The sequence below is a fragment of the Microthrixaceae bacterium genome, assembly GCA_016702505.1.
Lineage (GTDB): Bacteria > Actinomycetota > Acidimicrobiia > Acidimicrobiales > Iamiaceae > Aquihabitans.
This window is the reverse complement of record JADJDU010000010.1, coordinates 14,336-25,909: the sequence shown is the minus strand read 5'-3', so window position 1 is coordinate 25,909 and position 11,574 is coordinate 14,336. Positions and strand designations below refer to the sequence as shown.

General features: G+C 65.7%; 14 protein-coding genes. 10 read left to right on the top strand and 4 right to left on the bottom strand.

The annotated features are described in order from the left end of the window. Window positions 1-289 precede the first annotated feature (289 nt). Window positions 290-448: a hypothetical protein gene (locus tag IPG97_11155; GenBank protein ID MBK6857075.1), complete on the top strand. Its 159-nt coding sequence runs from the start codon at window positions 290-292 to the stop codon at window positions 446-448. 398 nt (window positions 449-846) lie between these two features. On the opposite strand, the gene IPG97_11150 is transcribed toward IPG97_11155, so the two are convergent. Beyond that, the gene (locus IPG97_11150) at window positions 847-2,526 is read right to left on the bottom strand and encodes a DUF222 domain-containing protein (protein ID MBK6857074.1); all 1,680 of its coding nucleotides are present in this window, start codon (window positions 2,524-2,526) and stop codon (window positions 847-849) included. Window positions 2,527-2,713: 187 nt separating this feature from the next. Continuing rightward, complete coding sequence (locus tag IPG97_11145) at window positions 2,714-3,271, bottom strand: dihydrofolate reductase family protein (GenBank protein MBK6857073.1); 558 nt, start codon at window positions 3,269-3,271, stop codon at window positions 2,714-2,716. Window positions 3,272-3,433: 162 nt separating this feature from the next. Between IPG97_11145 and IPG97_11140 the strand changes: the two genes are divergently transcribed. From IPG97_11140 to IPG97_11115, 6 genes are all read left to right on the top strand, one after another. Continuing rightward, a complete protein-coding gene (locus tag IPG97_11140) occupies window positions 3,434-3,742 on the top strand; it encodes an antibiotic biosynthesis monooxygenase (GenBank protein ID MBK6857072.1) in 309 nt (102 codons plus the stop codon). A 37-nt stretch (window positions 3,743-3,779) separates the two neighbouring features. Then, window positions 3,780-4,076, top strand: a complete 297-nt coding sequence (locus tag IPG97_11135) for a transcriptional regulator (protein MBK6857071.1) — start codon at window positions 3,780-3,782, stop codon at window positions 4,074-4,076. Beyond that, complete coding sequence (locus IPG97_11130) at window positions 4,073-4,510, top strand: type II toxin-antitoxin system VapC family toxin (protein ID MBK6857070.1); 438 nt, start codon at window positions 4,073-4,075, stop codon at window positions 4,508-4,510. The genes IPG97_11135 and IPG97_11130 overlap by 4 nt, the downstream gene beginning before the upstream one ends. A gap of 247 nt (window positions 4,511-4,757) precedes the next feature. Beyond that, on the top strand, window positions 4,758-5,915 hold the full coding sequence (locus tag IPG97_11125) for a carbohydrate-binding domain-containing protein (GenBank protein ID MBK6857069.1): 1,158 nt from the start codon (window positions 4,758-4,760) through the stop codon (window positions 5,913-5,915). Window positions 5,916-6,062: 147 nt separating this feature from the next. After that, window positions 6,063-6,314, top strand: coding sequence for a type II toxin-antitoxin system prevent-host-death family antitoxin (locus tag IPG97_11120; protein ID MBK6857068.1), 252 nt, complete (start codon window positions 6,063-6,065; stop codon window positions 6,312-6,314). Then, the gene (locus IPG97_11115; protein MBK6857067.1) at window positions 6,308-6,697 is read left to right on the top strand and encodes a type II toxin-antitoxin system VapC family toxin; all 390 of its coding nucleotides are present in this window, start codon (window positions 6,308-6,310) and stop codon (window positions 6,695-6,697) included. Before IPG97_11120 ends, IPG97_11115 begins: the two co-directional genes overlap by 7 nt. Window positions 6,698-7,045: 348 nt before the next feature. On the opposite strand, the gene IPG97_11110 is transcribed toward IPG97_11115, so the two are convergent. After that, window positions 7,046-7,462, bottom strand: a complete 417-nt coding sequence (locus IPG97_11110; protein ID MBK6857066.1) for a nitroreductase family deazaflavin-dependent oxidoreductase — start codon at window positions 7,460-7,462, stop codon at window positions 7,046-7,048. Window positions 7,463-7,715: 253 nt separating this feature from the next. On the opposite strand from IPG97_11110, the gene IPG97_11105 reads away from it, so the two are divergent. Both IPG97_11105 and IPG97_11100 read left to right on the top strand, forming a co-directional pair. Next, complete coding sequence (locus tag IPG97_11105) at window positions 7,716-7,958, top strand: hypothetical protein (GenBank protein ID MBK6857065.1); 243 nt, start codon at window positions 7,716-7,718, stop codon at window positions 7,956-7,958. Further along, window positions 7,945-8,364 (top strand): PIN domain-containing protein, encoded by a 420-nt coding sequence (locus IPG97_11100; protein MBK6857064.1) that lies wholly within the window; start codon window positions 7,945-7,947, stop codon window positions 8,362-8,364. The genes IPG97_11105 and IPG97_11100 overlap by 14 nt, the downstream gene beginning before the upstream one ends. 42 nt (window positions 8,365-8,406) lie before the next feature. Here IPG97_11100 and IPG97_11095 read toward each other — a convergent pair whose 3' ends face one another. Beyond that, window positions 8,407-10,557, bottom strand: a complete 2,151-nt coding sequence (locus tag IPG97_11095) for a S9 family peptidase (protein MBK6857063.1) — start codon at window positions 10,555-10,557, stop codon at window positions 8,407-8,409. Window positions 10,558-10,824: 267 nt separating this feature from the next. On the opposite strand from IPG97_11095, the gene IPG97_11090 reads away from it, so the two are divergent. After that, window positions 10,825-11,322, top strand: coding sequence for a hemerythrin domain-containing protein (locus tag IPG97_11090; GenBank protein MBK6857062.1), 498 nt, complete (start codon window positions 10,825-10,827; stop codon window positions 11,320-11,322). Window positions 11,323-11,574: the final 252 nt, after the last annotated feature.

Below are 11,574 nucleotides of genomic sequence, written 5' to 3'. Positions count from 1 at the left end.
CCTTCGACGCCTCGCGGATACCGCAGCGAGGCCACGAGGAGCAGCAGGTGACCTCCAACCCAAGCCCCGTCTGCCAGCGAGAGATCGGCTTCGATGCCCTGGGGATGCCTGCCACACGAAATAGCTGTCTGCCAGCCCCAGCAGAGACATGGCTCCGGCGAGGGCGACGATTGGCATGGTGCCCCCACGCTGGGAGCGCACTAGGACCATCAGGATCGACGACACGATCACCAGGGAGCCAGCCGGGTAGACCAAGCTCAGAGCGACCAGCAGGCGGCCTCCCTCGCCCGTGTCCCAACCCGGCGCCAGCACCAGCGGCCAACTGATGGCCACCAGTGACCCAGCGATAATCAGGCCGTCCACCACCGCCACCAGCCGGGTCGATGCCGCCACCTTCGGAGTGATCGACCACACACCGATCAAGGCCAGCGGGATCGCGGCGATGTAGCCGATGTCTGCCACCGACGGGAACGGGGATCCGACCCCGACCACGTCATAGGCGGTCCAGACCAGTTGGCCCGCAGACCACGCCGCCGCAGATGCCCCGAGAAACGTCCATGCCCGACCATCCACCCGGGTGGGCGAACGCTTCACCGCCCACCAACACCCGGTCGCGGCCGCTGCTGGCACCAGGGCCTGCAACAAGTTCGACGACACCAGACTGGCCCGGTCTGACAGCAGCCCGCTGAAGGTGACCGCCGCCCAAACTGCAACCCAAACCAGGGCGATACGAACAAGGACTGAGCGGTCGGGAAGCGTCATGGGTACGGCTGACCCAGCGCGACTGTTGCTCCGGGCGGACGCCACGATAGGCGCCCCTGCCACTCCCACCGCCGTCAGCATTTCTCAGGCCGCCTCGGGGCCGGCCCGGGTTGGGTCGGTGGTTTGGGCCGGGTCTTCTCCGCTGCGAGTTCGGTCATCGCTGCTCGCCGACGGCCACGACCGGGCCGTCCCCGGTGGGTTCTTCGGGTCCGGCACTTGCTCTGATGCTGGGTCCAACTCAGGGTCTAGTGGCTCAGGTGGTGACGGTTCACCGGACTGGTATTGGGGTGCAACCCAGTTCGGATCTTGGCGGAAGTGGATATTGGCGGCGTCGATACGTTCGCCGAATGGGTGCCGGTACGGCCCGGTGTTGATACCGGTGCTGGTACCGGCTGCCGCGGCGACGTGACCGCTGGTGAGATCGGGTGGTTTGGGAGTGCCGGTGGGACGGAGTGGGTACCCCCACTGATCGGCGAAGCAGAGACCTTCGGGCTGGTGGCGTAGATCTGCGTTTCCCCAGATCTGTAGGCCTCCGAGGTGGTGGAGCCGGTGATGCCCTCGGCACAGGGTGACAAGGTTGGCTGTGTCGGTGGGGCCACCGTGTTCCCAGTGGGTGATGTGGTGGATGTCCAGCCCGAAGCGGCGGCCACAGCCCGGAACGGCACAGCCACCGTCTCGATGCTCGATCAGGCGGCGGATCCGGCGGGGCACAATCCGCTGATCTCGACCCAGGTTGATCGGGGTGCCATCTCGTTCGAGCACCGGGCACAGCTTGGCGTCACAGGTGTGGAGCAGTCGAAGGTGCTCGGGCAGTACCGGGCCCAAGTGGAACGACAGCACGTTGGAGCCCCCGGAATTGGGGCTGGCTTCGAGATGGGCATAGATCCGGTAGCGATCTGAAGACGGGAACCTCACCTGGCCCGCGGCCAACGATGTCTCGGCCATGGCCAGCAGGCCATCCACCAACGACACCCGTGGTGGAGTTGCCCCTTCGGGAAGGCCAGCGCTGGCCTGGTTGAACAGATCGTCTCGGGCGGTCTTCACCGCGTGGTGCAGCAGGGCACCCTCGTCGGCCGGAAGGTGACCGTTGAACCACCACGACCCGTCTTCGTTCTGCCCCATGGCCCAATCGCGCCGTTCCTCAATTAGGCGTGTTCGTTTCGGCCCGGTCGGGTTCGTGCCAGTGTCGGAACCAGAGTCGGAGCCAGAGTCGGAGTTGGAGTCGGAGCCCGCACCGTTGGCGCCGCTGTCGGTTGGTTCGTTGCCGGGCGGGTCATCGGTTGCCATGGCATTCCCAGTACTCGCCTCGGGCGCACCGGTGGCCTCTGGGGCTGGCTCGGGATCTGGATCGAACGCAACCTTGGGCAACGTGCGCTGAAGCTGTGAGACGGTTGCCTGCGGAGCGAACTCCATCACCGACGTCTCGTAGGAAGCGGGGACGTGGCGGGCTATCAGCGCCGCCTGGGCTAGAGACAGAGATCCATCGCTCAGCGCCGCGGTTGTGAGCGGCAGCTCTCGGTACCGGCGCGCCAGAGCGACGACTCCGCGCACCGATGCCGGCGCCATCGACGTCTTCCACCCAAACCAGTGCTCTGGCGAGTGGATCCCCCACCCGGCCCAGAGGTTGCGGTCCAAAGCATCGGCCATCAGCTCGACCATGCGCCCGTTGATTGCATTGGCCATGCCGCACAGCTCGGCCAACTCGCCCTCAAGCGACTTCAGCGCCTCATTCGACACCTTCACCTGTGGTGGCGGAACGAACATGTGTTCGATCATAGCCATGCCTCTAAGTGCCTTGCAACCCTTTACATGATCTTTTCGGTGGAGCCCCGACCGCTGGCCAGATCGCTGCCTCCCCGACTCGAACCACAGCTCGAACCACAGCCCGAACCACGGCTCGAACCACAACTCGAACCACGGCTCGAACCCGCCACGAGTCGGCGCGGAGTCGTCAGGTCCGGGGGTGATAGCGCATGGCTACAGCGCCCGAGCGGAACTCCTGGCGCCCGACGAGCTCGAGCTCCAACCGTTCGCCCAGCCCGTCGAGCAGCCTGGGACCGTGGCCCGCAACTACCGGGAGGACCACGAACTCGTACTCGTCGATGAGCCCGAGATCGGCCAGGGCCAAGGGAAGGGTGACCCCACCTACGAACAGGCCGTCTCCCGGTTCGGCCTTGAGCCGGCGAACCGCGTCACCCAGATCTCCTTCCACCGGCTCGGAGTTCCAGTCGAGGTGATCCAGGGTGGAAGACACGACGTACTTGGGCACCGTGTCGATGTTCTCTGCGAAGGCGATATCGCTGTCGTCCATCCATTCGGGCCACTCCCCCGACGGCGGTCTGCGCCACGCCTCCTCCATCATTTGATATGTCACTCGCCCGAGCACCATGGCATCGGCCCGTGCCACTCGCTCCGCCCAGTAGCGGTGCAGCTCCGCATCCGGGATGCCGGCCCGATGGTCGACGCAGCCATCGATGGTGACGTTGATGGAGCAGCAGAGCGGTCTCAATGGGGCCTCCCGGGTCGGTCGACGGTCTAGTCGGCGGCGGCCCGGCGTGTCGGCGTGCCTCGATCGGAGATGCCGTGGGCGTCTGGCATCTGGTCGACCCAGCCGAGCCGCACCCTTTGAACACCCGCCCTTGGGAGCTCTAGGACCCTAGGGTCCTGGCCCATGACCGTTTTGAAGATCAATGCCATTCGAGTTCCGCCGCAGGCCGGCGAAGAGTTGGAGCGTAGGTTCGGGGCCCGGGCCGGGGCAGTCGAGAAGGCCAGAGGGTTTCTCGGGTTCCAGCTCCTTCGGCCGGTTCAGGGCGAAGACCGCTACTTCGTCGTCACCCATTGGGAGGACGAGGAGTCCTTCGCCGCGTGGCGCGACGGTGACGCCAGAGCCGCCCACGCCGGCGAGCAAGCCAAGCCCGTGAGCACCGGCGCCGACCTCCTCGAGTTCGAGGTCGTGATGGACGTGAAACCCTCCATCTGATCAGCCCAACTGCAGGCATGCCTGCTACCATGAATTGATGGCGCAGCTGACGATTCGAGCATCTGACGACCTGATCGAGAGGGTCAGGACCTCGGCTGCCGACGCTGGGCGCTCGATGAACGACTACGTCACCTCGATCCTCGATGCCGTCACCGATCCCGATCTTGCCGATTCGCCCTCGGAGCGGGTTCGGGAACGATTGAGGCGCGCCGGCCTCTTGGCCACGCCAGCTCGCCTACCGGGGAACAGACCTCCAATGGAGGCCATCGCCGAGGCGGGGGCCCGGGCCGCTACCGGTCGGACGCTCAGCGATCACGTTTCCGATCAGAGGTGACCGTATTCGCCGATTCGTCGGCGCTGGTCAAGCTGTACGTCCCTGAGGTCGACCACGAGGTGGTTCGGGCCATCGCAGACCCGGTGGTCATCTCCAGCCTGGCTCGGGTCGAGGTACCGGCCGCGTTCTGGGGAAAGGTCCGAGCCGGCGAGTTGAGCGTCGACGATGCCAACGTCCTGGTGAGAGCATTCGAGCACGACTTCCACGGAGACCACGCTGACGACCCGGCTTTTGCGGTCGTTTCATGTGACGAGGCGACGCTGGTCGAGGCGGCCCGTCAATCGGCCCGCCACCGCCTGCGCGCCTACGACGCAGTCCAACTGGCATGTGCCATCGCAGTGCGAAACGCGGATCCCTCCGCCCGGGCAATGGCGGTGTTCGACAAAGGTTTGCGAAGCGCAGCGATAGCCGAAGGCTTCACCCTCGTGGGTTGAGACAAAGGGGTGGGGCTTTGGTGACGGACCCCCAATCAAGCTGGGTGGCTCATGAAGGTGGAACTACCAGATCCTGAGTCCGCTATCAGCGAACTCACAGAAACCTCACAAGTGGCGCACCGGTTGCACTCCTAGCGTCGAAGGCACAAGACGTGTTCACCCGACGCATCTTGTATCCCCCAACCGAGCAAGGATCGCAGTGATGCCGAAGAGTTCGAAGAAGATCACCAACGCGCGGGCTGCGGCCATGTCGGGCCTCGTCATGTTGTCGGTACTGGGTGGGTGCTCGAGCGATTCGTCCAGCAACGAGTCCGCCGGGACCGGCTCCTCCACAACATCGGCAGCGACAGATACGACGTCCACCACGGCCACGACGGCAACGCCGTTAACCGACGACACCAACTGGGATGACCTGCCCACCACCGAGGTGACCTTGACCGGTGAGGGCCTGGCTATAACTGATGCTGGGACCTACGTGCTGGCCGGATCAACGACCGGACAGGTCACGGTGGACACCGATGGCGCCGTGCGGGTCGTGCTCGATGGCGCGACCATCGAGAGCGCGGTCGGTCCGGCGATCGAGGTGGTCAGTGCGGACACCACCGTCTTGGAGATCGTCGAGGGCACCACCAACACCGTCTCCGACGCCGCCACCCGCACCGACGAAGAGATCGACGGCGCCATCTACTCAGCCGACGACCTACTCATCAGCGGCAGCGGCACCCTCGAGGTCACCGCGAACTTCGCTGACGCAATCGTGGGCAAGGACGATCTGACCATCGAGTCCGGAACGATCAACGTGACCAGCGTGGACGACGGGATCCGCGGCAAGGATTCGCTCATCGTCGTTGGAGGCACGATCGCCATCGACGCCACCGGCGACGCCATGAAGGCCAGCAACGACACCGACCTGGGCAAGGGCCAACTCGTCATCAGCGGTGGTGACATCACGATCACCACGGGCGACGACGCCATCAAGGCCGAGCAGCATCTCTCGATCACCGGTGGCACGATCGACGTCGTCGAGTCGGTGGAGGGCATCGAAGCCCCGGTGATCGTCATCGACGACGGTGACATCTCCATCAACGCATCCGACGACGGGATCAACGCCGCGGCGTCGGACATCATCACGACTGGTCTGAGCATCACGATCAACGGAGGCCGCATCACGATCGTGATGGGCCCCGGCGACACCGATGCGATCGACAGCAACGGCGACCTCACCATCACCGGTGGTGTCCTCGACATCACCGCCCAGTCCGCCTTCGACTTCGACGGCACCGGAACCCTCACCGGCGGCACGATCACGGTCAACGGTGAGAGCGTGACCGAGCTGACCAACCAGATGATGGGCGGCCCCGGCGGTGGCGGCCGACCGGGCGGCGGTGCCGGTGGCGGCAACTGAGAAGGCCGCCTGCCGAGGCGGAGGTTCTCGCCCGACGTACGCCACCCCGTCGGCCAGACCTAAAGAGTGGGCATCGTTCGGAGATCCGCACATGAGCGCGACCGACCCCAGATGCGCCAGACGTCGCATGGTTGCTACGATCGTCGCATGACCGACGTCGCGGTGCGTGACCTCAGGAACAACACTCGACAGGTAATCGAACGGGTCAACGCTGGCGAGACCATCACGATCACCGTGGATGGCCGTCCGGCGGCCGAGCTACGCCCCGTGGGCACCCGTCCGCGCTTCACCGACCGTCAAACGTTCGCGTCGTCGATCCTCTCCCAACAGGCCGACCCCGGCCTTCGCCATGATCTGACCGAGTTGGCCCCTGACACCACCGACGATCTCAAGTGGTGACCCTGGGCCTGGCCGACACCAGCGTGTTCATCGCCCGGGAGGTCGAGCGAGCGATCGCCGTCGAGGACCTTCCAGACCACCTCGCCGTATCCGCCATCACGATCGGTGAGTTGCGGGCCGGCGTGCTCGCCGCTCCCGATACCGCCACCGCGGATCGGCGGCTGAGCACCCTGCTGGCAGCAATGGCTCTCGAACCGATCCCGGTGGACGACTCGGTCGCCGCGGCGTGGGCGCGTCTCAGACTCGAACTCCGCGACCGTGGGCTGCGCCTAGGAGTGAACGATTCATGGATCGCCGCCACCGCCATGGCCCACGGACTGAGCATCGTCACCCAGGACACCGACTACCACGAGATACCGGGGCTCGCAGTCATCAAGGTGTGAACCCCATGCCCTCAGCGGCCGTTCCCGGAGGGTTGTCGCTACAACCCATCTCCATATACCCTCGGGGGTATGTGCAGACGAGTTACGTGCAAGAAGTGCGGCAAGCCGGACTGGCGGGGTTGTGGGGCTCACGTGGAGCAGGTGCTCGGCGACGTTCCAGCCGCTGACCGTTGTCGGTGCGCTGTTTCCGAGGCCACCGATCCCCATTCTCGAGCGCCCGAAACGTCCGGGGCGGGTGGGCCCACCAAACAGCAACGGTGGTGGCGAAGGTGACTCGGACGCCTGGGGGGTGGTGGGCTTGGAGCGTTGGCGTTCCGGCCGATCCGTGGACCTCGAAAGACAGACGAATCAGGCTGGGTCGAGGATGACGACCGGGATCACGCGGCTGGTGTTGGCCTCGTACTCGGCAAAGCCGGGGTAGTCGTTCTTCTGCTTGGTCCAGATCGGGTCCCGCTCATCGACATCGGCCGTGCGGGCCCGGAAGCTCAGGGTGTCGGTTCCGACTTCAGCACTGACGTCGGGGTGGGCGACGACGTTGCGGTACCAAGCGGGATGGCTGTCGGCGCCGGCATTGGACGCGAACACGGCGATGCGACCATCTCCGAGGTCTTGGTACATCATCGGGTTGACGCGCCCGAGGCCGGACTTGGCGCCGGTCGTGTGGAGCAACAGGAGCGGTGCGCCTTCGAAGTTGCCGCCGACCTTGCCGGCGTTGTTGCGGAACTCCTCGATGATTTGGGCGTTCCAATCTTGCGTCTCGCTCATGTCAGATCTCCTTGCCAGTTCGGCTTCGCGTGGCGGCGCTGGGGGTGCGTGTACCAGGGAGTGCGGGTGGCTGGTGGCCCGTGGCTCGGCGTGCTGCGTGGGTCACCAGGCTCCGACAACTTGGCCACGTCGACGGTACCGCGGTCTTGGGGCTTTGGTTTCGGCTGCAGGTCGCAGTTGGTTGGGCATCATCGGCAGCCGTCAGCGGCGCTTCCGATCCTGTGATCCTGTGATCCTGTGATACCGTGACTCGGTGAAGAACATCACGGTGTCGGTACCCGACGACGTCTACGCCCGGGCGCGAGTGCACGCCGCTGAGGCCGGCACATCGGTGAGCAACCTGGTCGCCAACTTCCTGCGCACCGTGGCCACCGACACCGACGACGAGTTCGCCCGGCTGCTGACACTCCAACGCCAGGTCCAGAACTCCGTTGCGGGGTTCTCGGTCCGAGACAACGTCTCGCGCGACGAGGCGCACCACCGTGCGCTTCGTTGACACCAACGTCCTGCTCTACGCCATCTCCGACGACCTGGCCGAGGCGGCCAAGGCCCGCATCGCCAACGAACTCCTGTCCGCCAGAGACCTCGTGGTGTCCGCCCAGGTCCTCCAGGAGTTCTATGTGCAAGCAACCAGGCCCAGCCGCCCCGGTCGCCTGAGCCATGAGCAGGCCGCCGCACTGGTCAGCAGCTTCTGCCGATTCCCCGTCCAGGCCGTCACCACCGAGGTGGTCCTTGCTGCCATGTTGACGAGCCACCGCCACCAGATCTCCTACTGGGATGCAGCCATCGTGGAAGCAGCACGGGTGAAGGGCTGCGTCACGGTGCTGTCCGAGGACCTCAACCACGGTCAGAGCTTCGATGGCATCCAGGTATTGAATCCGTTCCTGGAACCTGCCGCGTGAGATAGACCACCCTGCCTCGACGACCGGACGACCTCGGTTCGATCACAACCCCACCGCGCCCGGCACCGGTTCGATCCGATCGGCGGGCTCGAAGCCGAAGACCCGACCGTAGAACCACAGTTCAGCCTCCAACGCCCGAACGATGTTCTCGGCTTTTCGGAACCCGTGCTGTTCGCCCTCGAACAGTAGGTAGGCGTGGGGAATACCCTTGTCCGCCAACGCGGCCACGATCATCTCGGCCTGGTTTGGAGGCACCACCTCGTCCTCGCTGCCTTGGAACACGATGAGCGGCCGGTCGAAGCCGTCGGTGTGGTTGATCGGTGATCGGGCTTCGTAGACGGCGCGAGCCTCAGGCCATGGGCCGATGAGCCCGTCGAGGTAACGACTCTCGAACTTGTGGGTGTCGGTGGCCAACGCAACCAGATCGGCCACCCCGTAGTGGCTGGCACCAGCCTTGAACGTGTCGTGGAAGCACAGGGCGGCAAGCGTGGTGTATCCCCCGGCGGACCCTCCACGGATGGCAAGTCTGTCGGCGTCGACCAGACACTCCGCGGCCAGGTGTTGCGCGGCCGCAACCGCGTCGGCCACGTCGACGAGACCCCAGGCACCGTTCAAGAGCTCCCGATAGGGACGGCCGTAGCCGGTCGATCCCCCGTAGTTGACGTCGACCACCGCAATGCCCCGCGTCGTCCAGAACTGCTTGGCCAGATCGAGTCGGTGACGAGCGGCAGATGTGGGACCGCCGTGAATGGTCACGATCAGCGGCGGCAGCTCCCCCGCAGGGGCGGCCACGCCTGGATTGGTTGGCGCATAGAAGAGCCCATGGGCGATACGGCCATCGGCGGACGGGAACGAGACGTGGCGGGGTACCGAGATCAGGCCTGGGTCAAGGCCGAGCTGGCGCGGCTCACGCAGCGCCACGGGGCTCGCCGTGGTCATGGTGCTCGCCGCAGTCATAGGGCTCGCCGCAGTCATGGGGCTCACGCCAGCCAGGTCGAGGTGGTAGGGCAACGGCTCGCGGCCAGGTGACGCCGCCACGATCACCGCCGTCGACGGGGATGGCCCGGCAACTACCTGTGATACCTCGGTCACGTCGAGGTCGAGTGGGGTCAGCACCCCGTCGGGGCCGATCACGGCGAGGTGGTCGGCCCCATCGCGTGTTGCCGACACCACGAACCGGCCCGGGTCGATCTCGGCCCACCATCGAAGACCGCCGACCCACAGCGGACCCCCGATCTCTGCTTCGAGGCTGCCCGCCACCAACGGTTCGGCCCGTGCCGACGCTCCCAGCACGTCCCACGTGCCGCCGTCACGGCCATCACCGTCGAGCGCCGCGGCGGGGAGGCGCCACGGGTTCCACCAACCGTTGCGATCGGTGCAGAACACGAGGTCACCCGCGGCCGTGAAACCGGGCTGGACCACCGATTCTCGGGGTCCGCCGGCAACCGTCACCGTCCATTCGACATCGGTTGGCGTACCCGACCCGTCACGCAGCAACCTGCCCACCACGAGCTCGGTGGAGTCCCAAGGCATGTTGGGGTGGTCCCACTGGAGCCACGCCAGACGACCTTCGGTCACTGCCGGTGTGTGAACGAAGTCGGGCCCGCTCACCAACACCTGCACTCGTGTGGGATCGGTGGCGGCGGAACCGTCGAGCGGTACCGCCACCAGGTCGATGGAGGCTTCCCCGTTCACGTCGACCACCGACGGGTCGTGGTTCTCCCGAACGCAGACAAGCCACCGGTCGTCGAGCCAGGTCGGTTCGCTCCAACGCAGTCCTCGAGCCACGGCCGGCTTCGGGGTGAGCGCCACCGCGCCCTCATCGTCAGACCGGTCACCGGACCCGTCACCGACCTGCCAGCGGTACAGCCGCTGATCAGACCAGTCGGCGAACACCACCGTGCCGTGGCGCACGTTCCAGGATCCCCCGCCGTACTCCATCACCGCGGTTCGAGCGTTCCAGTTGCGAGCTGTCCCCGACGGATCGAACGGTGGGAACAGATCAACCGCCGGTCCGTCTCCACGACGCACCACGAGTTGGTAGCGGCCGCCCTCGCTCGGGCGCTGTTCGTTCCACCAGACGTCGGTTCCGTCGACGCGGACCTCCGAGACCCCCGCTGCCCCCTCCACCAGTCGAGAGGCGGTGATGGGCGAGGGCCACGATCCGAACGGAACGACTTTGATCGAGCTCATCTGGTGAGCCTGCCAGAGCCTCCCCATCGAACGCGACGATCTGTCGAACGCGACGATCTTTCCTTTGACCCGTCCACGCTCAGCCGCAGTTCCGTGGACCTCGGCATGCCCCACGCGTGGACCTACCGAGACGCCGAACAGCCGCTTCGGATCGGAAGGTCCTAATATTCCACTTGATGCTGGAAATAAGTTGCCGGGCGGTGGTCCTCTTGTCGGCCATCGGTTACCGCGGAGGTCGATACTCACCGGTCGACGAAACGAACTGCCGTGTGTGACCACTGCGGGTGTCGGGCTTATGCCCCGATCGCCGAGCTAACCGCCGAACACGAGGAGATCCTGACTCTGGCGTGGTCTCTGGTGGAGGCCACCCGCCAGGAGCGCCAACCTGATCAGGAAGTGGTGGACCACCTGCTGGCGCGCCTCGACGTGCACGTGGCCAAAGAGGAGTACGGGTTGTACCCCGAGCTGGCCGAACTGTCGGGCCTCGGCGAGGCAGAGAACGCCAAGTTGGAAGAGGAGCACCGGGTGATTAGTGACGCCATCGTGGCCGGAGCTTTCGACCACCACGCCTACTACGCCCTCGCCGCCCACATCGAGGTCGAAGAGCTCGAGCTGTTCTCAACCGCCATGTTCCTGTTCGAGGACCCGGAGTGGTCCGACTTGGAAACGGTCCACGCCTCGGCCAACAACGGTGCTCAGGTCCCCGTCGTCGACTACTCCGAGATCCAGGCCAACCCGCGCCCCAACCCGCCGTCGGACTGGTGACCCCCATTGGTCAGTGCCTCCGAGGACAGTGACCTCGATCGAAGCCAGACGCCGGTACCCAAATCGCGCCCGTGCTCAACGCAGCGGTAACCCGGGACTCGCAGTCATCAAGGTGTCGTCGGACCGAGAGCGTGCCCCGCTTCGACGCACCGCCACGCGAACTCGGCCGACTGCGTGAGATAGCGGCTGCGGGTGACCGAACCGGTCTTCTCAGCCCCTGTAGGTGAAGCCCCAAAGACCTGACCATTCTGT